Raw genomic sequence first — 19,784 nt, 5'->3', positions numbered from 1 at the left:
TACCAACTGGAATATTTTGGAGCGCGGCATGTCCGTCGATCAACCTATCGGTCAGCTTGACCGCCTCGAACCCGTGTCTGAAAACAATCCTCCCGGGCGCCGGGCCAAGCCACCACGGGCCTTGACCGGACTCGCTGTGCTCGCGGTGGCGGCGCTGCTCGGCTGGGGCGCGCACTGGTGGTTCAGCGGGCGTTTTGTCGAAACCACCGATGACGCTTACCTGCAGGCCGACAGCATGGCCGTGGCGCCCAAGGTCGGCGGTTATGTCGCCCAGGTACTGGTCAGCGACAACGAAACCGTCAGCGTCGGCCAGCCGCTGGTACGCCTGGACAACCGCAAGTATCAGGCGGCGCTGGACGAGGCCCAGGCCACCGTGGCCTCGCGCCAGGCCGATGTGGCCAGGGCCGAGGCCGAACTGGTGGAGCAGGCGGCGAGCATTGCCCAGGTCCGTGCCCAGCTCGAGGGTGCCAACGCCGACCTGCGGCACGCCCAGACCCAGGTCAAGCGCTATGCGCCATTGGCCCGCTCCGGGGCCGAGACCGAAGAGCACCTGGCCGATCTCAACAATCAACTGGCCCAGGCCAGCACCGGCCTGGTCGCGCACCAGGCCTCGTTGCAGGCGGCCGAAACCCGCATCGGCACACTCAAGGCGCAGTTGCAGCAGACCCGCGCCCAGCTGGCGGTGGCCCAGGCCAGTGCCCGGCAATCGCAGCTGGACCTGGATGACACCACCGTCGTCAGCACCCTGTCCGGCCGGGTGGCCGATCGCAGTGTGCGGGTCGGTCAGTTCACCCAGCCCGGTACACGCCTGCTGACCGTGGTGCCGGTGCAGGCGCTGTACCTGACGGCCAATTTCAAGGAAACCCAGATTCACCATATGCAACCCGGCCAGGCGGTCACGGTTCACGTTGACGCCCTGGGTGGCGAAGACCTGAGCGGTCATATCGACAGTCTTTCGCCCGGCACCGGTTCGCAGTTCGCGCTGTTGCCGGCACAGAACGCCACGGGCAACTTCACCAAGATCGTGCAGCGGGTCCCGGTGCGGATCCAGCTGGATGTCCCGGATTCGGCGCGTGCCGTGCTGATGCCGGGCCTGTCGGTGACCGTCGACGTGGACACCCGCCACCATGGCTGACAGCGCGACGGTCGCGGCTACGCCCGAGCCGGCCCTGGAGGCCAATGCCTCGGTGACCGACTGGATCGCGGTCGCAGCCGGTGCCCTGGGCGCCTTGCTGGCCACGCTGGATATTTCCATCACCAACTCGGCCCTGCCGCAGATCCAGGGCCAGATCGGCGCCTCGGGCACGGAGGGCACCTGGATCTCCACCGGCTACCTGATGTCGGAGATCGTCATGATCCCGCTGGCGGCCTGGTTGACCCGGGTCTTTGGCCTGCGCCGGTTCCTGATGGGCACGGCGATGACCTTCACGCTGTTTTCATTTTTCTGCGGCATGTCCACCAGCCTCATGGGCATGATTCTCGCGCGCGTCGGCCAGGGCTTTGCCGGTGGCGCGATGATTCCCACGGCACAGACCATCATCGGTACGCGCCTGCCCAGGCACCAGATGGCGATCGGCATGTCCATGTTCGGCCTGATCGTACTGCTGGGACCGTTGCTGGGGCCGGTGCTCGGTGGCTGGCTGACCGAGAACGCCAGCTGGCGCTGGTGCTTTTTTCTCAACCTGCCCATCAGCCTGGCCCTGGTCACCTTGCTGTGGACCGGCATCCGCCCGGAAAAAGCCGACTTCCAGCAGTTCATCAAGGCCGACTGGCTGGGTATTCTCGGCCTGGCCCTGGGCTTGAGCGCGCTGACGGTGATCCTCGAGGAGGGCCAGCGTGAACACTGGTTCGAGTCCTCGTTGATCGTCGGCCTGAGCCTGCTGATGCTGCTGGGCTTTGTCCTGGTCGCCTTCGGCCAGTTCAGTGCGGCCAAGCCGATCGTCAAGCTCGAGCTGATGCGCAACCCGCGTTATGCCAGCGTGATCCTGATCGTGTCGACGGTGGGGGCGGCGGTCTATGGCGTTTCCTATCTGTTGCCGCAGTTTCTCGGCAGCATCTCCGGCTACAACGCCCAGCAGTCCGGCTCGATCATGCTGCTGTCCGGCATACCGGCCTTTCTGCTGATGCCGTTCCTGCCCCGGCTGATGCAGCGGTATGACAGTCGCTGGCTGGTCGGCACCGGCCTGGTGCTGTTCGTGATCAGTTGCATGATGAGCCTGAACCTGACGGCCGACAGCGTCGGTCATGATTTCGATGCGTCGCAACTGGTACGCGGTTTCGCCCAGATACTGGCGATGATGCCGCTCAACCAGCTCAGCATGGCGGCGGTGCAGGTCCACGAAAAGGGCGAGGCGGCCGGGCTCTACAACATGTCGCGCAATATCGGCGGCTCCATCGGCCTGGCCCTGACCGGTGTGCTGATCGATCGGCGCAACAGCTATCACGACGCGATGATCCGCGAATCGCTGACGGCCAACAGCACCCTGGGCCAGGACCATATGGCGGCACAGGCCGCGGCGTTCATGGGCCAGACCGGTGACCAGGCCCTGGCGCAAGTGCAGACGGTCGGCCAGTTGAGTCGCGATATTGCCCTGCAAGCCTCGGTGATCACCTTCAGCGACTGTTTCTACCTGCTGGGTATCGCCTTGGCGCTGTGTATTCCCCTGGCCCTTTTCCTCAAGAAACCACCTCTTCCGGTGAGCCCCGCACGATGATCGACAGAACCCTGATTTCGGCCCTGGTCATGGGCCTGCTTGCCGGTTGCACCGTCGGCCCCGATTACCACGGTGCGCCCGCGGTGGCGGAAAAGACCCAGGCGGCCGGCCGTTTCGCCCATGCGGACCCAGGTGCCGCCACGGCTCCGGCTGTCGCCCACTGGTGGCGGACCCTGGGGGATGCGCAGTTGGACAGCCTGGTGGAAACCGCGCTCAACGACAGTTCGGATATCCACGTCGCCCAGGCACGTCTGCGCCAGGCTCGGGCCGGGTTGCACGGCCAGCAGGCGGCCGGGCAACCGAAGCTGAGTGCCAATGCCACCGCGGTCCGCTTGCGTTCCCCCGATCTGTCCGGCCTGACGGGGCAGGAGAGTGGGGGCGGGCGTGGGCCGCTGTCGTTGTACCTGACGGACTTCGATGCCAGCTGGGAAGTGGACATGTTCGGCGGTACGCGTCGCGCCATCGAGGCGGCCTCGGCCAGCGCCGACGCGTCGGCCGAGTCCCTGGCCGATGCCCAGGTGCAACTGGCTGCGGAAGTCGTGCAGGCCTATGTCGGCCTGCGCGACCAGCAAACCCGCCTGGCCCTGGTCGACGCCTCGGCCAGCCTGGAGGCGCAAGTGGTCGACTTGACCCAGCAGCGCCGCAGCCGTGGCGTCGCTTCGCAGTTGCAACTGGAACAAGTCACCACCCAGTGGCAGACCACACGAGCCCAGCGCCTGCCGTTGCAGGCGCAGATCATCGAGTCGCTGGATCAACTGGCGGTGCTCTGTGACCTCGAGCCGGGCGAGCTGGACAGCCGCCTCGGCCAGCCGCGCGGGCTTCCCAGTATCCCCGCGAGCGTGCCGGTGGCCGATCCGGCGGCGCTGATCAAGTCCCGCCCGGACATCCGCGTCGCCGAGCGGCAACTGGCGTCCAGCAGCGCCCAGGTCGGCGAGAAAAAGGCCGACTGGTTTCCCAAGCTGTCGCTGACCGGCGATCTGAGCTTCAGCGCCGCCGAGCCTTCGCACCTGATGCGCAAGGACAGCGCCACCTGGCTGCTGGTCCCGCGATTGACCTGGAATGCCCTGGACTTCGGTCGCGTGGCGGCCAATGTGGACAGTGCCGAAGGTGGCCTCGACGAAGCCCGCGCGCATTACCGTGGCGTGGTCCTCGGTGCGCTGCGGGACGCCGATGTGGCTTTGGCCCGTTACGGTCATCAGCGTGAAAACGTGGTGCTGCTCCGGGACATCGAAGCATCCTCCGCCCGTGCGGCCAGCCTGACCCGCGAACGCTACGACGCCGGCACCGCCAGTACCCTGGACTGGCTGAATGCCGAGCGCACGCGCTTCGATGCCGAGCAGAACCGCGTCAGTGGCGACAGCGAACTGCTCAAGGACTTTGCCTCGTTGCACAAGGCGCTGGGATTGGGCTGGCAGGGCTGAAAGGGCGGCGTGCTGCCTGGACAAGGAAATACGCGGCCCAGCCCATTTATTCCCGCTCGATCACCCTTTCCCGTTGCGGATCGTTCAACCACACAAGGCGGGCATGCCCGTTACTGGCTCAGCGCTGCTGCAAATGCCTCTGGCGTGGGGCTGTCGGGCCAACTCGGAATGCCCTCGGGTAGCGTCAGCCAGGCTTGCTTGTGCTGCACCCAGATATGCGCCACGGGCTGCAGGGCGGGGCTGTTGTCCAGTGTGCCGGCGCGCAATACGTGCAGGCCCGGTGCAGCGCTGGTGGTGTTGTAGAGGCGGGTATGGCACACGCCGCAGAGGTAGTGGCGCGAGTGCACGTCGTTGCTGTCATAGGCATATTCGTCGAGCGGGCCGCTGAAGTGCAGGGCATCTCCCGGCAGCAGCGCGTGCAGGGCAAAGGCACTGCCGCTCCAGGTCTGGCAATCACGGCAATGACAGGCGTAGACCGCCAGTGGAGTATCGGCAGCCAGGGTATAGCTCACGGCGCGACAGCGGCAATGGCCAGCGAGGGACATGGGGAAACTCCTTCAGTATTCAGGTTGCAGACGAGGCATCAGCGCCGGGGTATAAGCCCCGTGGGATATGCTTGACCAGCATGAGGCCGCGCCTCACGAAAGAAAATCAGCCAAAATTGCCCAGCGGCTCACAGGAAATGTATGAACACGCCTCAACTACAGTGGGAAACCCAGCGGGCCTTTCTGGCGGTATTGCGAACCGGCAGTCTGTCGGGAGCGGCTCGTTTGCTGGGGATCGCGCAGGCCACCGCCCGGCGGCGGATCGAGGCGCTGGAGCAGAGCGTCGGTGTCAGCCTGTTTATCCGCTCGCCGGCCGGGCTGTTGCCGACGGACATGGCCAAGGACCTGATCGGCCATGTCGAGGCGATGGCCATGGCGGCCAACGCCTTCAACCGCGCGGCGTCGGCGGATGCCGACGTGACGGGTGGCACGGTGCGCCTGACCAGCAGCAAGCTGCTGGGCGTCGAGGTCCTGCCGCCGATGTTGCGCACGCTGCGGCAGGCCCATCCGCAACTGGCCGTTGAGCTCAGCGTGTCGAACCGCTTGCAGGCTCTGTCCCGGCAGGAGGCCGATGTGGCGGTGCGTATCCGCCGTCCGACCGAGGCCGCCGTGGTCACGCGCAAGGTCGGCGACCTGCGGGTCGGCCTGTATGCCACCGCCGAACTGCTGGCCGAGCAGGGCACTCCGCAGAGCATCGCGCAGCTGGATCACTACCCGCTGATCGGACCGGATCGCAATCTGGTGGAGCTGCAGTTTCTGCGTGAACGTGGTTTCGACTGCATGCCGGCGCGCACGCTGATTCGCACCGACGACCACCTTGCGCAACTGGCGGCATTGCGTGCGGGACTGGGGATCGGCGTCTGTTCCAGCCAGCTGGCGCGGCGTCATGGCCTGGTGCGTGTACTGCCCGCACAGGTGGATTTTTTGGTGGATGTGTGGATCGCCATGCACCAGGACATGCGGCGGGTCCAGCGCATCGCACGGGTGTTCGACGAGCTGGGAGCGTCGCTGACGCAGTTCCTGAATACCCAGGACGCGCCCGATATCGGACAAAAAACTAATGAACCCTCGCCAGCGCCTCCTACCTAACGCAGGACATACGGGAGGAAAACCATGCAAATCGAATATGTCTGGATCGCCCTGGCGGTGGTGTTGCTGCTGGTCGAGTTGTGGGCCATCAGGAGTGTCTGGAGAAGTGGGCAGGGGGCAGGCACCAAGGGACTCTGGATCGTCGTGATCATCTATGTGCCGCTGCTGGGCCTGTTGCTCTGGTGCTTGATCGGTCCCAAGGAGCCGGCCCGGGAGTCGCCGGCTACACAACAGGGCAAGGGGTGATCGTTCCCGGGCTGCGCTCCGGGAACACTCGAGTCAGCTGCGTTTCACCTGCTGTTTGCGGGTGGCGAAACCGGCCAGCAGATCGAGACTGGAGCAGATCAGGAAGTAGACCAGCGCCACGAACAGGAAAATCTCCGTGGGATGGACCATCACCCGGTTGCTGACCTGGGTGGCCACGAAGGACAGTTCCCCCACGCCGATCACATAAGCCAGCGAGGTGTCCTTGATCAGTGAGATCCACTGGTTGAGGAACGATGGCAGCATGATCGGCAGGGCCTGGGGCAGGATGATCAGCCGCATGACCTGGACGGGACGCATGCCCAGGGCACGGGCTGCCGCCCACTGGCCGACCGGCAGGCTCTGGATACCGGCGTGGACCGAGTACGCCAGGTACGCACCGCCGATCAGCGACAGGGCGCAGACCACGGTGAACAGCGCCGGTATGTCCACATGGAAGACGATCGGCAGCAGGAAGTAACTCCAGAAGATCAGCATCAGTACCGGGATCGCCCGCAGGAAACCCAGCACGGTGATCAGTATCCCCCGCGGCCAGCCCTTGAGGGTGCTCAGGGCGATGCCCAGCACCAGGCCGAAGATCGCGGCGGCGGTGCCGGACAGCACGCTCAGCAGCAGGGTCAGCGCCGCGCCGCCGAGGGGGCCTTCCGGGTAGGCGCCGATCAGGAAGTAGTCGAGGTTGTCGCTGATAACGGAAAAGTCCATGGCTCATGCCGCTCCCTGACGATAGCGCCTGGTCTGGCGGATCCATTGTCCGGCCGTTTCGATCAGCGCGATGCCGAGGATGTACAACAGGGTGGCGAAACCAAAGGCCTGGAAGGTCTTGAAGGTCTCGGTCTCCACCTGGCGCGAGGCATAGGACAGCTCGGCGAGGCCGATGGCCATGGTCAGCGAGGAGTTCTTCAGTGCGTTCATGTACTGCCCCAGCAAGGGACCGAGCGCCGTGCGCAAGGCTTGCGGCAGTACCACATAACGCCACACCTGGGCCGGCCGCAGGCCCAGGGCAATACCCGCTTCGCGCTGCTGCGGGCGTACCGAAGCGACGCCGGCCCGAAACTCTTCGGCGATGAATGCCGAGGTATACAGGGTCAGTCCCCAGAAACCGGCGATGAATTCAAACGACGGCCAGCTGATGTCCACGCCGGCCACGGTCGCTTCGTGGGGCAGGTTCAGCCAGCTCATCAGGTCTTCGGGCAACAGGGCGCTGACGCCGAAATACCAGAAGAACAATTGCACCAGCAGCGGCGTATTGCGAAACAACGCCAGGTAGGCGCGCGCCGGCCAGGCGATCAGCCGCGAGCGGCCGAGACGCGCCAGACAGACCAGGAAACCCAGCCCGGTGGCGACCAGGCAGACCACGGCCGACAACGCCACGGTCAGGACAAATCCATCGAACAGCCATTTCAGGTATTGCGGGCCGAGCAATTCACCAAACATCGATCACGGTGTCCATCCAGAATACAAAGAGCCCGCGCGGAGAACCGCGCGGGCTGTGGGTGTACGGCGGGGAGGGCGATCAGCTCTTGTCGCCGATCTTGTACAGGCGGGCCAGCGGGGTCTTGGTATCCGGGCCGAACCAGGCGTCGTAGATCTTCTGGGCCTGGCCCTTGCTTTCCAGCTCCACCAGCGTCTGGTTGACCAGCTCGGTCAAGGCGGTCTCGCCCTTGGGCAGGCCGACGCCGATCAGGTCATTGGAGATGGTGAAGGGTGGAACTTCGTACTTGTCCTTGTCCGGTACGTTGGCCAGCAGGCCGATCAGCTTCGGACCGTCCTGGGTGATCGCCTGGACGTTACCGTTGCGCAGGGCGGTGAAAGCGAAAGGGGTGTCGTCATAAGCGACCACCTTGGCTCCCGGGAATTTCTCGCGCAGCACGCCTTCGTTGACGGTGCCCTTGTCCACGCCCACGCGCCATTTGTTCAGCTCGTCCTGGGACTTGAGGGTGCCTTTCTTGATGAGGAACTGCTGGCCGGAGCTGAAGTAGGGAATGCTGAAGTTGACCTGCTGGGCGCGCTCCGGAGTGATGGTGAAGTTGGCCAGGACCAGGTCGACCTTGTTGGCCACCAGCAGTGGCACCCGGTTGGCCGGGTTGGTCGGTTGCAACTGGAGCTTGACCCCGAGCTTGTCGGCAATGGCCTTGGCGTAGTCGACATCCAGGCCTTCGATCTGTTTGCTCTTGGCATCGATGAAGCCGAAAGGCGGGTTGCTGTCGAACGAGGCGACGCGCAGGACGCCGGATTTCTTGATGTCTTCCAGGCGGTCGGCATGGGCCAGGCCCGAGAGAACGGCGAGAGTGAGGGCAGTGAGGGCAGTCAATTTTTTCATGGTGATCTCAACACTTGATGGATGATTCTGGCGCCGAGTCTTGCAGCACGATGAATAAACGACAAAAGAATATAAAAGAATGATTTTATTCTTTTTGTGAATAAGTGGTTTTTTCGGGCGCTCTCTACAACCGGCATTCCAGAACCTTTGGACGCGGTGGGGGCGGTAGCGGCAGGCCGTTTCCGTGCCGGCAACGGGCAAGTCGGGTGAACCTAAGCTAATGCGAAAAAGATATTTATTGCGGTTTTTTAAGATCGGATAGTTTTGTCGGCAACGGGATTTCAACGCCTTGCCCAAGTCTTCGCGGCGGGGTGTCGGATATCAGGACGAATGTTTGCAGACCACAGGGAGTGAACCATGCCGCAGCCGCTGGATATCACCGCGTTGCCGCTCCTGGACCTTTCAGCGCTCGATGGCAGCGCCGGGCAGCGCCAGGACTTTCTCGACGCACTGCGTCACGCCGCACGCGATGTCGGATTTTTCTACCTGACCGGACACGGCATCGACAGCGATCTGCTCAAGCAGGTCCAGGAGCATGCCCGGCAGTTCTTTGCCTTGCCCGACGCGGACAAACAGGCCGTCGGCATGATCCATTCACCGCACTTTCGCGGCTACAACCGCGCGGCCTCGGAGATCACCCGCGGTCAACCGGATCTGCGCGAACAGTTCGATATCGGCGCCGAACGCGAAGCCCTGGCATTGGATGAACACACGCCGACCTGGGCCCGCCTGCAAGGGCCGAACCTGTGGCCGGCGGCGCTGCCCCAGCTCAAGCCGCTGTTGCTCGACTGGCAGCAGGCCATGACCCGGATGTCGCTGCGCCTGTTGCGGGCCTTTGCCCAGGCGCTGTCATTGCCGGAAGGGGCGTTCGATCCGCTTTACGGCGACAAGCCCAATGAACATATCAAGCTGATCCGCTACCCCGGTCGTACCGCGCACGAAAGCAACCAGGGCGTCGGTGCCCACAAGGATTCCGGGTTCCTCAGTTTCCTCCTGCAGGACCGGCAGGCTGGCCTGCAAGTGGAGATCGAGGAGGGCCGCTGGATCGATGCGCTGCCCCGGGAAAACACGCTGGTGGTGAATATCGGCGAATTGCTCGAACTGGCCACCAACGGTTATCTGCGGGCCACGGTGCATCGCGTGCAGTCACCGCCGGCCGGAAGCGAGCGCCTGTCGATTGCCTTCTTCCTCGGTGCGCAACTGGATGCGGTGGTGCCGCTGTATCCCTTGCCGACCGCGCTGCTGCGCGAGGCACGGGGCCCGGCCAGCGATCCCGACAACCCGTTGTTGCGTGATGTCGGCTGGAACTACCTCAAGGGTCGCCTGCGTTCGCACCCCGATGTCGCCCGGCGTTTCTACGCCGATGCCCCCACGCCCAAGGTGTTGGCCCCCAGGGCCGTCAGCGCCTGACCCTGTCATCAGCTCAAGGATTACCAGCATGTCGAAAAAAACCGGATTGACCCTGGCGGTCGTGGCGGGCCTGTTCGCTTCCTTCGGCGCCCTGGCCACGGAACCGTTGCGAGTGGCGGCGGACCCGGTCCCCCACGCGCAGATCCTCGCTTATGTACAGAAAATCGATCCGCAACTGAACCTCAAGGTCATCGAGATTCCCAACGGCGTGAACTCCAACGAACTGCTGGCCCATGGCGACGTCGACGCCAACTACTTCCAGCACCTGCCGTACCTCAATTCCCAGGAACAGGCCCTCGGCCAGAAGTTCGCGGTGGCGGCGACCGTGCATATCGAGCCGCTGGGAATCTACTCGCACCGACATAAAAGCTTCGACCAGGTGCCGCAAAAGGGCACCGTCGCGCTGCCGAACAATGTCACCAATCTCAGTCGTGCCCTGTACCTGCTGCAGGATAACGGCCTGATCAAGCTCAAGCCCGGCTTCAACAACCCGGCCACCGACCAGGCAACGCCCAGGGACATTGCCGAGAACCCGAAACAGCTGAAGATTCTCGAGATTGAATCGCCGCAATTGCCCCGCGCCCTGGACGATGTCGACCTGGCGGTGATCAACGGCAACTACGCGCTGGAGGCAGGCCTGTCGCCAGCCAGGGACGCCCTTGGCCTGGAAAAGGCCGTCGACAATCCCTACGCGAATATCCTGGTGACGACGCCGAAGTTGCAGGATGACCCACGGATCAGGCAACTGGCCAAGGACCTCAACTCACCCCAGGTGGCGAAATTCATCACCGATACCTATTCGGGCTCGGTGATTCCGGTGACCGTCGCGGACCGCAAGCCATGATCCGCGTCGAGCAGTTGAGCAAGCGCTATGGCGAAGGGGCGCCGGTACTGGACCGGGTGTCCCTGGACATCCCCGACGGGGCGATCTACGGCATCGTCGGTCGCAGCGGTGCCGGCAAGTCGACCTTGCTGCGTTGCCTCAATCTGCTCGAACGCCCCAGCGCCGGGCGCGTGGTGGTCGACGGCCAGGACCTGACGACCCTGTCCGATCGGGACCTGCGCAGCCAGCGCCAACGTATCGGCATGATTTTCCAGGGCTTCAACCTGCTGCACTCGCGCAATGTCTTCGACAATATCGCCGTGCCGCTGGAAATCGCCGGCACCGGCAAGGCTGAACGGCAGGCTCGGGTTTGCGAGCTGCTGGAACTGGTGGGCCTGGCGGACAAGGCCGAGGCCTTTCCCTCGCAACTGTCCGGCGGGCAGAAACAGCGGGTCGGCATTGCCCGGGCCCTGGCGGCACGCCCGGCCTATCTGCTTTCGGATGAGGCCACCAGTGCCCTCGATCCGGAAACCACGGCGTCGATTCTCGAATTGCTGCGCGATATCAATCGCCGGTTGGGGCTGACCATCGTGCTGATCACCCATGAGCTGGATGTCATCCGATCGATCTGCGACCACGCCGCTTCCCTGGCCCAGGGACGGCTGCTGGAGTCCGGTACGCTGGCGCGTTTGCTGGCCGATCCGGACTCGGCCCTGGGGCGCTCGCTGCTACCGGCCCCGCAGCCGCGCTTCGACGATGAGGTGCGCATCCCACGCTTGAGGTTGGCCCAGTTATGACCCGGACCATCGATTGGAACGAGATTTTCCAGCTGTTGCTCAACGCCACCGGCGAGACCCTGTACATGGTGCTGCTGGCGGGGCTCTTCACCTTGTTGATCGGCCTGCCCCTCGGGGTCCTGCTGTTCATCAGCCGTCGCCATGGCCTGTACCCGCTGCCGCGCCTGCATGGCGGCCTGAGCGCGCTGGTCAACCTCGGGCGGTCGTTGCCATTCGTGGTGATGCTGATCGCCCTGATCCCGCTGACCCGACTGATTGTCGGCACCACCCTGGGTAGCACCGCCGCCGTGGTGCCGATCACCATCGGCGCCTTTCCATTCTTCGCCCGTATCGTGGAAAACGCCCTGGATGAGGTCGACAAGGGGCGGATCGAGGCCATCCTGTCCATGGGCGGCGATATCCGCCATGTGATTTTCAAGGTCCTGTTGCCCGAGTCGCTGCCGGCCTTGCTGGCGGGCGTTACCCTGACCCTGGTGATGCTGATCGGCTTCTCCTCCATGGCCGGAGTGATCGGCGGGGGCGGCCTGGGGGACCTGGCCATCCGCTATGGCTATCAGCGTTTCAACAACGAGGTGATGGTCGCCACGGTGATCGTCCTGGTGATTCTGGTGCAGGGTGTGCAAAGCCTCGGGGATCGACTGGTGCGTTCCCTGGCCCATCGGCGCTGAGGAAACCGGAAAAGTTCGAGCTGTTTAGATTGATTATTTCCTTCGGCTATTTGAATAGCTCGTACGGGCATATCCAAAGCGGGTAATCCGCCGTTGAAACTGCCTGTCTGTCTGCTTTGAAAGCGATATGACCGCCAGGACGGATATCGGCCCGCAAAGGGCAGCATAAAACTCGCTCCGACATCCGTTCCGGCTGCTGGATCGCCGTCTTGCCGTGCGCCTGGCATTCCCTAGAATCCGCCCCATCAGCTTCGTCCAACTATCGAACTATCAGGGAGTTTCACCATGATGAATGCCATGCAGATGCAAATGCCGATGAACACCATGCCGATGATGCCGGCCATGGGGATGCCGATGATGATGGCGACCATGAGCTGCGAAATGATGGGCGACGGCATGCTGTGCAAGATGATGCCGGCGGCGGGCATGGACATGGCCATGTTCAAGAACAGCGCGCAAATGATGCAGATGATGATGGACTGCGGCATGCCGATGATGATGCATTGCGCCAACATGAGCATGATGTGCATGTCCCAGGCGGCCATGGCCATGCCGATGATGGGCAGCATGATGCCGATGCCGATGATGGGCATGCCGATGCCGTCGATGAAATGCGTGATGGAATGCTCGATGCTGGCCGACGGCATGCAGTGCAAGATCATGCCGATGGCCGGCATGAACATGGACATGATGAAAAGCTGCTGCGCCCTGATGATGAAGCTGATGAACGACTGCAGCATGCCGATGATGATGAGCTGCAACGGCATGCCGATGATGTGCTGCACCTGCTGATCGATCGCGGCAGTAAAAAAAGCCCGGCTGGAGTGATCCTCGCCGGGCTTTTTCGTGGCTGCCGGTGGGTCAGTCGAGGCGTTCGGGGTAGGTCACCACCAGGTACGCCACGGCTTCGCTGTCGGCGGGGTTGCGATAGCGGTGCGGCTGGTCGGCGTAGAACAGAATCGAGTCGCCGGTGGACAGCAGGTAGCGTTGGTCATTGACACTGATCTCCAGTACACCCTGGGCCACCACCAGGTTTTCCTGGACTCCGGGGCCATGTCCCTCGGACTCGTCCTCGCCCAGCGGGCTCAGGCGCAGTTCGTAGAATTCCGATTGGCGGGCGACATCGAACGGGAACAGGGCGCGGCTGACAAAGGCGCCGTTGGCACTGACCAGGCGCTTGCTCTTGTTCGCCGACAGGACCGCCACGCCCTCGAAGGCACGATGTTCGAGAAAGGCCGCGACGGATACCTTCAGGCCCTTGGCAATCTTGCACAGTACCTTGATCGACGGCACGCTGCGGCCGGACTCGATCTGCGCCAGCATCGCCCGGCTGACCCCGCATTGACGGGCGAGGGCATCGAGGGACAGATGATGCTTGCCGCGCAGGCGTTGCAGGTTCTGGGCGACCCGTGCGCAGATCGGATCTTCTTCAAGCGCCTGCAGGTTGTTCAGGTCCAGCGGCGGTTCGTCGGCGCTCGCCAGAAACCGCGAGGGCTCCTGCGCATTCACGCGTGACGGGGCTCGGTGGCACGGGCGCTCTGCACCCACTGGAACGCCTGGTAGCCGGCATTGCGTGCATACATTTCCCACAGGGTCCGGGCCAGTTGCTGCGCCTGCTTGCGTTTGCGATAGCGGGCGAGGTCGATAACGGTATCGGTCGGATGCATGGGGACTCTCCAGTGTCGGTATGAGGAGAGAGTACGTGGTTGTTTTAATAACGATAAATACTGATTTTTTATTTATTAATTCTTTTTGGGTCTTAGTGCGCGGCTCCGTCGAAAGCCTGTCGCCAGGCCCGGGAGCGGACCTGGCGGGTGGTCGTGATCAGGCGCCCGGGCTGGACTTGAACACGCCGCTGAGGACAAACGCGTAGCGCTCCGGACGAATGAAAAAGGTCGTGCGGTCACAGCAGCGACCATCGGCGAAATACGAGGTGCGCTCCATCACCAGCAGTGCCGCGCCGCGTTTGACGTGCAGCGCATTGGCCAGGTGCCTGTCGGCCTCCTGGGCGCGGATCGCCATGTCGGCACGGGTCACCGGCGAGCCGGTGATCGACTCGAGGATCGAGTAGATCGGCCGGTGCTCGACCTCGCTCCAGACCACGCTTGCCAGTTCGGCGGGCAGGTGGCTGCGACCCAGGGCAATGGGTTCGTCGTCGACAAAGTGCAGGCGCTCCAGCAGCAGGCAATCCTGTGCCGCGCCGAACAGCCCGCGCAACGCCTCGGGAACCGCCTGCAGGTGATGGTCGAGGACCCGCATGCTCGGCTTCAGTCCTTGCAGCAGCAGGGCTTCATGAAAGCTGCGCAGGGCATCGAGGCCATGTCGCACCTGCTTGGCCGCGACGAAAGTGCCCTTGCCCTGTTTGCGTTCCACCACGCCATCGTCGCTGAGTTTGCCCACGGCCAGGCGGATGGTCACGCGACTCACCGCGAAGCGCTGGCCCAGTTCGGCCTCCGAGGGCAGCTTGCCGCTGGGTTCGTAGTCGCCGCGCTGGATCTCCCCGAGTAGCTGGTGGGCGATCTGTTCGTAGAGCGAGGTCGTGCTGTCGCGAAGAATGGACGTAGACACTGAGTGATTCCATGGCCGGAGAAGCGAGGACCGAGACTTCGCTTCTAAGGTTATAAAAACAGGTTATTGGGATGACTTGTATTAATACGTATTATGTCAGGCATTCCCATTGTAAACGACCTGACGACACTTGCCATGCCAGAACTCTTTCCTTGTGCCCCGCGGTCGGCCGCGGCGCTGATGGTCGATGACATCAGTTTCAGCTATCCCAACGGTCATCGGGTGTTTTCCTCCTTCAGCCTGAGTGCCGCCCCTGGCGAGTTCGTCGCGATCCTCGGGCCTTCCGGCTGCGGCAAGACCACCTTGCTCAACCTGTTGTCGGGTTTTGTCCGGCCGCAGGCGGGGCAGATCAGCCTGAACCAGACCACGGTGCACCCGGAGCGTTCGGAACTCGGCTATGTGTTCCAGGCGCCGCAACTGTTTCCCTGGCTGACCGCCCTGGAGAATGTCCGCTTCGGCTTGCGCATGGCCGGTGATACCAGCGAGGCGCGGCAGCGCGAACAGGCCATGCAGTACCTGCGCCTGGTCGGCCTGGAGCAGGCCGCCCAGCGCTTGCCCCATCAGTTGTCCGGCGGCATGCAGCAGCGCGTTTCGCTGGCCCGCACCCTGGCGCTGGAGCCGGAGGTCCTGCTGATGGACGAACCCTTCGCCGCGCTGGATGCGATCAGTCGCAACAGCATGAACGAGGAAACCCTGCGGATCTGGGCCGAACTGGGCCAGACGGTGTTGTTCATTACCCATGATATCGACGAGGCGGTGTTCCTCGCGGACCGGGTGATTGTCCTGAATATCGCCCCCGGCGGCATCCACAGCGAACTGCGGATCGACCTGCCGCGCCCGCGCTCCAATCGCAACACTCGTCGGCTGCCGGCTTTCCTCGATTACCGCAATGAGCTGATGGAGCGTATTTCCCAGGTCATGGCGCTGTCCGAGGCCCGTGTTTGCCCCGCTGTTTCCCTCTCCCCTGAAATCGAGTCGATCCAATGATCAAACGTACCCTGCTTGCCCTTTCATTGTCCGTGGTCGCCGTGGCCGGCAGTCTGTCGGCCGTTGCCGATGAGAGCCGGCCGTTGCGGGTGGGCTATGTGTTTGCCATGGCCAATGCGCCGGCGCTGATCGCGGACAGGCAGGGTTACTACCGCGAGGAAGGCCTGACGGTGGACCTCAGGGCCCTCGGTGACGGGCCGGTGATCCAGCAGGCCCTGGCGGCCGGTGAGCTGGATGTCGCCTACGTCGGCACGCCCCCGGTGTACCAGTGGTTCTCCCGCGGCTTGCAGAGCCGCATCCTGGCCAAGGTCAACTACGGCCAGGCGGCGGTGATCGTCGACAGCAAGAGCCCGATCACCTCCCTGGCCGGACTCAAGGGCAAGAAGCTCGCCGGGGTCAAGAAGGGCAGCGGCATGGACGTGCTGCTCAGGGGCTATGTGCTCAAGGAAAAGGCCGGCCTGAATCCCGATGCCGACCTGAACATCATCGACATGCCGCCGGGCAACATGAATGCCGCCCTTGAGCGTGGCATCGTCGACGCGGCCTTTTCCTGGGAGCCCTTCGTCAGCCAGTCGCTGCTGCGCGGTTCGAGCCGGGTGCTGTTCGATGTCAACCAGGCCTTGCCCGAATACCCCTGGTACGTGGTGATCGCCTTGCCGAAAACCCTGCAGGAACGCCCTGACGATGTGGTCAGGCTGCTACGGGCCCATCGCAAGGCAATTGCCTTTCTCAACGAGCATCCGGCCGAGTCGAACCGGATCATCGCCGAGGCGTTCAAGCTCGAAGCGGTGCAGGGCCCGGACGGCAGCACCATCGCCCCGGAAACCATCGTTGCCCAGGCCCGCAGCCGGCTCGGCTGGTCGGCGGATCTGCAGGACGCCGATATCCGCTTTATCCAGCGCCTGATGAACTACTCCCTTGACCTGGGCTTTATCGATGCACCGCTCAAGACCGAGCAGATCGTCGACACCACCTACCTGGAAAAAGCCTCGCGCTGAGTCTGTCATGTCCTTGCCAAAACCGAATTGGGGCTGGGCTTCGCTGCCCGTCCTGCTGTTGATCTGGGTGGCCCTGGCCAGCCGTTTTCCCACCTACATCCTGCCGCAGCCCTGGGACGTGGCCCGCGAAACGTTGCGCTGGCTGGGCGACGGTTCGTTGTGGCAGCACCTGCGGGCCAGTGTGCTCGAAGAGTTGGGCGGGTTCTGTGCCGCGGTGCTGGTCGCGGTCCTGCTGGGTACGGCGGGCGGTCTGTCTTCGCGTTTTCGCGACTTCATATCGCCGCTCAACAGCCTGTTCATGGCGATCCCGCCCATCGCCTGGGCACCGCTGATCATGATCATTTTCGGCCTGGGCTATGTGTCCATCGTCCTGGTGATCTTTATCGCCGCGGTGTTTCCCATGGCCGTGACCATCCAGGAGGGCGTGCAGAGCATTCGCGGCGGCGAAGTCCGCGCGGCACGCACCCTGGGGGCCAATCCCTGGCAACTGCTCGCCCATGTCTACCTGCCGGCGTCGCTGCCGTTTGTCACGGCCGCCCTGCGTATCGGTTTCAGCCAGGGCTGGCGGGCGCTGGTGGCGGCGGAAATGATCGGCACCTCCCAGGGGATCGGCTGGATGGTTGCCACCGGCGGGCAGATCGGCAACAGCAGCCAGGTGCTGCTGGGCATCGTGCTGATCGGCCTGATCGCCTGGCTGATGGAGAGTTTCGTGTTCCGGCGCATCGAGCGTCACTACCAGAAATGGCGCGTGCAATAGAGCGTGCCAGTCCCTATTGAAGATTCCGCGAAGACCCGTACGAGGTGTCATGTGAACAACGTTTTCGATCCCCGCGAAGCCGGGCATTACATTGCCCCGCAAGGCCTGTATGAACGCAATAAGCAGCGCCCGTTCCTGGGTCATGTCAGCTGTGACCGCAACACCCTGATGGCCGGCCAGTGGGACGAGATCACCCTGGTCTACGAGGTCGGCGGCAGCGGCCTGGCCGACGGCGCCTGGCTGAAGCTGGCCTTCAAGTTCTACTCCGACTGGGCCTTGTTCCAGACCTCGAATCCGGCCGGCCCCAACTACGTCAGCGCCGAGTACCAGGCCGGCGAGCTGGTGCCGGGCCAGAGCCGGGCCACGGTGCAGCACCTGAAGGTGCGCTTCGACCAGAAGGGCCACGAGCGGCCGTTCCAGAAGGCGATCATCATCGATATCGTCGACGGCTACCTGAACCCCGGCGACCGGGTCATCATCCGCCTCGGCGATCGCCGCCAGGGCGGGGCCGGCACGCGGGTGCAGAGCTTCGTCGAGAAGGACTTCCGTTTTCGCCTGTTCATCGACCCGCTGGGCAGTTCGAAGTTTGCCGAGGTGCCGGGCGACCCGTTGCTGGATATCGTCCCGGGGCCGGCCCATGGCGTACAACTGATCGTGCCGCGGCTGGTCGGCGCCGGTGAGGCGTTCGACGTGTTGCTGCGGGTCGACGATGCCTGGGGCAATACCTGCCGTGGCTTGCCGCTCGATGGCCTGCTGACCCTGAGCGGTCCGGACGGCGAGCAGCGCCAGCAAGCGTTCCGCCTGGCGAGCGAAGGCTGGGCGATTGCCCGGTTGCAGGGCGTGGCGTTCGAGGCGGTGGGTGAGTGGCGATTGTCGGCCGCGGTGCATGCCCCTTTTGTTCGTGGGGCCCAGGCCTTTGTCACGGTCGATCCGGCCGGCAGCGCATTGCGTCCGCTGTATGCCGACCTGCATGTGCATTCCGATGACACCGTGGGCACCAATGACACGCTCTACAACCTCAGCTACGGCCGCGATGTCGCCGGGCTCGACGTGCTCGGCTACACCGCCAATGACTTCAATATCACCGAGCAGCGCTGGGACCAGGCAGTGAGGCTGATTCACGAACTCAACGAAACGGGTCGCTTTGTCTGCTATCCGGGGACCGAATGGTGCGGCAACTCCTGCGCCGGAGGCGACCGCAACGTGGTGTTCCTGCACGACCGCAAGCCTGAATTCCCCTTCGACAACCAGGGGCGGCTGGTGCGCTCCTTCGAATGGAACGAGTTCACCGCCGGCACCATCAAGCCGGGCGCCTGGCCGGTGGACGAACTCTACGCCGCCTATGCCAAGGACCCCGAAGGCCACCTGATGATGCCCCATGTCGGGGGGCGCCGCTGCAACCTCGACTGGCACCATCCGGAGCTGGAGCGGCTGATCGAAGTCGGCTCGGCCTGGGGGCAATTCCACTGGGTATATGCCGAGGCGTTGCAGCGGGGTTATCGGGTCGGTGCGGCGGCCAACAGCGACGAGCATCAGGGGCGCTGCGGTGGCGGGGTCCCGGCCACCGCGGTGTTCGGTTCCCGCGGTGGCCTGACCGGCGTGCTCGCCGAGCGTTTCGACCGTGCCAGTGTCGGCAAGGCGCTGCGCGCCCGGCGGACCTTTGCCACCACCGGCGAGCGCTCGTTTGCCAGCCTGCGCCAGGGCGAGAACTTCATGGGCGAGGTGTTCAAGGCTCCGGCCGATGCGCTGCTCGACTACCGCCTGCTGGGTGAGGCGGGCTGGGAGCAGGTCGACCTGTTCGATGGCGAGCAGTTGATCTGGTCACGCAACCTGCACCAGGAACTGGGCTTTTCCGACCAGCGCATTCGCCTGCGCCTGGGCGGCGCGCGGATCAAGGATCGCTACCGGGGTGCCTACTGGAGCGGCGAAATCCGCATCACCGGGGCGGTCATCAACGGCTTTCGCGCCCTGGGGCTCGATCATCCGGAGCAGACGGTGTGGCGCAAGGACGCGACGGTCCTGGCCTTTCGCACCGATACCAACGGCGATACCGACAGCCTGGAAATCGACTTGTCGCAACTGGCCGGTGCGACACTGGAGATCCGCAGTCGCATCGACAACTACATCAAGGTCGGCGACCCGTCCGAGCCGCAGCCTTATGTGCACGCGCCTTCGGTACTGATCCAGGTGTCCGGGGAAACGCTGCTGGCCCAGTCGCAGGTGATCGAGGAGTTGCCGGGGGCCGAACTGAAGGTTTCCCTGGAGCGGACCACCGCCGCGCCGCTGCCCCGCGAATTGCAAGGGCGTATCGATCTGGCGGGGCTGCAACTGGAACCGGGCCGCGAGCATCCCTTGTTCATCTGTGCGCGGCAGCGCGATCAGTCGCGGGTCTGGACGTCGGCGTTGTTCCTGACGCTGTAGGG

Annotated in this window: 21 protein-coding genes; 14 read left to right on the top strand and 7 right to left on the bottom strand. The window is 63.9% G+C overall.

Going from position 1 to position 19,784, the window contains the following annotated elements; genetic code table 11:
- The first annotated feature begins 28 nt into the window (after positions 1–28).
- Genes ACL9RJ_RS03890 through ACL9RJ_RS03880 form a run of 3 tightly spaced genes read left to right on the top strand, consistent with a single transcriptional unit; the run spans position 29 to position 4,135 of the window.
- A complete protein-coding gene (locus ACL9RJ_RS03890; RefSeq protein ID WP_177107743.1) occupies positions 29–1,135 on the top strand; it encodes an HlyD family secretion protein in 1,107 nt (368 codons plus the stop codon).
- Positions 1,128–2,714: an MDR family MFS transporter gene (locus tag ACL9RJ_RS03885; protein WP_422764903.1), complete on the top strand. Its 1,587-nt coding sequence runs from the start codon at positions 1,128–1,130 to the stop codon at positions 2,712–2,714. Before ACL9RJ_RS03890 ends, ACL9RJ_RS03885 begins: the two co-directional genes overlap by 8 nt.
- Positions 2,711–4,135 carry an efflux transporter outer membrane subunit gene (locus ACL9RJ_RS03880; RefSeq protein ID WP_017127447.1) on the top strand — a complete coding sequence of 475 codons (1,425 nt, stop codon included), beginning with the start codon at positions 2,711–2,713 and terminating at the stop codon, positions 4,133–4,135. Before ACL9RJ_RS03885 ends, ACL9RJ_RS03880 begins: the two co-directional genes overlap by 4 nt.
- Before the next feature lie 110 nt (positions 4,136–4,245).
- Here ACL9RJ_RS03880 and ACL9RJ_RS03875 read toward each other — a convergent pair whose 3' ends face one another.
- Positions 4,246–4,680, bottom strand: coding sequence for a GFA family protein (locus ACL9RJ_RS03875; RefSeq protein ID WP_212811063.1), 435 nt, complete (start codon positions 4,678–4,680; stop codon positions 4,246–4,248).
- A 141-nt stretch (positions 4,681–4,821) separates the two neighbouring features.
- On the opposite strand from ACL9RJ_RS03875, the gene ACL9RJ_RS03870 reads away from it, so the two are divergent.
- A complete protein-coding gene (locus ACL9RJ_RS03870; RefSeq protein ID WP_017127445.1) occupies positions 4,822–5,769 on the top strand; it encodes a LysR family transcriptional regulator in 948 nt (315 codons plus the stop codon).
- Positions 5,770–5,793: 24 nt separating this feature from the next.
- The gene (locus ACL9RJ_RS03865) at positions 5,794–6,015 is read left to right on the top strand and encodes a hypothetical protein (protein ID WP_017127444.1); all 222 of its coding nucleotides are present in this window, start codon (positions 5,794–5,796) and stop codon (positions 6,013–6,015) included.
- 33 nt (positions 6,016–6,048) lie between these two features.
- Here ACL9RJ_RS03865 and ACL9RJ_RS03860 read toward each other — a convergent pair whose 3' ends face one another.
- The 3 genes from ACL9RJ_RS03860 to ACL9RJ_RS03850 all read right to left on the bottom strand — a co-directional run bounded on the left by ACL9RJ_RS03860 (position 6,049) and on the right by ACL9RJ_RS03850 (position 8,353).
- The gene (locus ACL9RJ_RS03860) at positions 6,049–6,735 is read right to left on the bottom strand and encodes an amino acid ABC transporter permease (RefSeq protein WP_017127443.1); all 687 of its coding nucleotides are present in this window, start codon (positions 6,733–6,735) and stop codon (positions 6,049–6,051) included.
- Between the two features lie 3 nt (positions 6,736–6,738).
- On the bottom strand, positions 6,739–7,467 hold the full coding sequence (locus ACL9RJ_RS03855) for an amino acid ABC transporter permease (RefSeq protein WP_017127442.1): 729 nt from the start codon (positions 7,465–7,467) through the stop codon (positions 6,739–6,741).
- Between the two features lie 79 nt (positions 7,468–7,546).
- Positions 7,547–8,353 carry an ABC transporter substrate-binding protein gene (locus tag ACL9RJ_RS03850; RefSeq protein WP_017127441.1) on the bottom strand — a complete coding sequence of 269 codons (807 nt, stop codon included), beginning with the start codon at positions 8,351–8,353 and terminating at the stop codon, positions 7,547–7,549.
- A 357-nt stretch (positions 8,354–8,710) separates the two neighbouring features.
- Here ACL9RJ_RS03850 and ACL9RJ_RS03845 point away from each other — a divergent pair, with 357 nt between their 5' ends.
- The 5 genes from ACL9RJ_RS03845 to ACL9RJ_RS03825 all read left to right on the top strand — a co-directional run bounded on the left by ACL9RJ_RS03845 (position 8,711) and on the right by ACL9RJ_RS03825 (position 12,843).
- Positions 8,711–9,763 carry an isopenicillin N synthase family dioxygenase gene (locus ACL9RJ_RS03845; RefSeq protein WP_017127440.1) on the top strand — a complete coding sequence of 351 codons (1,053 nt, stop codon included), beginning with the start codon at positions 8,711–8,713 and terminating at the stop codon, positions 9,761–9,763.
- Positions 9,764–9,791: 28 nt separating this feature from the next.
- Complete coding sequence (locus tag ACL9RJ_RS03840) at positions 9,792–10,607, top strand: MetQ/NlpA family ABC transporter substrate-binding protein (protein ID WP_017127439.1); 816 nt, start codon at positions 9,792–9,794, stop codon at positions 10,605–10,607.
- Positions 10,604–11,383 carry a methionine ABC transporter ATP-binding protein gene (locus ACL9RJ_RS03835; RefSeq protein ID WP_017127438.1) on the top strand — a complete coding sequence of 260 codons (780 nt, stop codon included), beginning with the start codon at positions 10,604–10,606 and terminating at the stop codon, positions 11,381–11,383. Before ACL9RJ_RS03840 ends, ACL9RJ_RS03835 begins: the two co-directional genes overlap by 4 nt.
- Positions 11,380–12,051, top strand: a complete 672-nt coding sequence (locus ACL9RJ_RS03830; protein ID WP_177082182.1) for a methionine ABC transporter permease — start codon at positions 11,380–11,382, stop codon at positions 12,049–12,051. The genes ACL9RJ_RS03835 and ACL9RJ_RS03830 overlap by 4 nt, the downstream gene beginning before the upstream one ends.
- Positions 12,052–12,336: 285 nt before the next feature.
- Positions 12,337–12,843, top strand: a complete 507-nt coding sequence (locus ACL9RJ_RS03825; RefSeq protein ID WP_083875397.1) for a hypothetical protein — start codon at positions 12,337–12,339, stop codon at positions 12,841–12,843.
- A 69-nt stretch (positions 12,844–12,912) separates the two neighbouring features.
- Here ACL9RJ_RS03825 and ACL9RJ_RS03820 read toward each other — a convergent pair whose 3' ends face one another.
- The 3 genes from ACL9RJ_RS03820 to ACL9RJ_RS03810 all read right to left on the bottom strand — a co-directional run bounded on the left by ACL9RJ_RS03820 (position 12,913) and on the right by ACL9RJ_RS03810 (position 14,619).
- Positions 12,913–13,503, bottom strand: a complete 591-nt coding sequence (locus ACL9RJ_RS03820) for a helix-turn-helix domain-containing protein (RefSeq protein ID WP_167331648.1) — start codon at positions 13,501–13,503, stop codon at positions 12,913–12,915.
- Positions 13,504–13,556: 53 nt separating this feature from the next.
- The gene (locus ACL9RJ_RS03815) at positions 13,557–13,718 is read right to left on the bottom strand and encodes a hypothetical protein (protein WP_177082183.1); all 162 of its coding nucleotides are present in this window, start codon (positions 13,716–13,718) and stop codon (positions 13,557–13,559) included.
- Positions 13,719–13,875: 157 nt separating this feature from the next.
- The gene (locus ACL9RJ_RS03810; RefSeq protein WP_177082184.1) at positions 13,876–14,619 is read right to left on the bottom strand and encodes a UTRA domain-containing protein; all 744 of its coding nucleotides are present in this window, start codon (positions 14,617–14,619) and stop codon (positions 13,876–13,878) included.
- Between the two features lie 135 nt (positions 14,620–14,754).
- On the opposite strand from ACL9RJ_RS03810, the gene ACL9RJ_RS03805 reads away from it, so the two are divergent.
- From ACL9RJ_RS03805 to ACL9RJ_RS03790, 4 genes are read left to right on the top strand one after another with little or no spacing between them, the layout of a single operon-like run.
- Positions 14,755–15,606 carry an ABC transporter ATP-binding protein gene (locus tag ACL9RJ_RS03805; RefSeq protein ID WP_017127434.1) on the top strand — a complete coding sequence of 284 codons (852 nt, stop codon included), beginning with the start codon at positions 14,755–14,757 and terminating at the stop codon, positions 15,604–15,606.
- Positions 15,603–16,604 carry an ABC transporter substrate-binding protein gene (locus ACL9RJ_RS03800; RefSeq protein WP_017127433.1) on the top strand — a complete coding sequence of 334 codons (1,002 nt, stop codon included), beginning with the start codon at positions 15,603–15,605 and terminating at the stop codon, positions 16,602–16,604. Before ACL9RJ_RS03805 ends, ACL9RJ_RS03800 begins: the two co-directional genes overlap by 4 nt.
- Positions 16,605–16,611: 7 nt before the next feature.
- Positions 16,612–17,361: an ABC transporter permease gene (locus ACL9RJ_RS03795; protein WP_212811066.1), complete on the top strand. Its 750-nt coding sequence runs from the start codon at positions 16,612–16,614 to the stop codon at positions 17,359–17,361.
- A 51-nt stretch (positions 17,362–17,412) separates the two neighbouring features.
- Complete coding sequence (locus ACL9RJ_RS03790; protein WP_212811067.1) at positions 17,413–19,782, top strand: hypothetical protein; 2,370 nt, start codon at positions 17,413–17,415, stop codon at positions 19,780–19,782.
- Positions 19,783–19,784: the final 2 nt, after the last annotated feature.

This window comes from Pseudomonas sp. Mn2068, assembly GCF_049319725.1.
GTDB lineage: Bacteria > Pseudomonadota > Gammaproteobacteria > Pseudomonadales > Pseudomonadaceae > Aquipseudomonas > Aquipseudomonas gingeri.
Note: the sequence above shows the minus strand (reverse complement) of the source record. Positions and strands in the feature narration are given on the sequence as shown.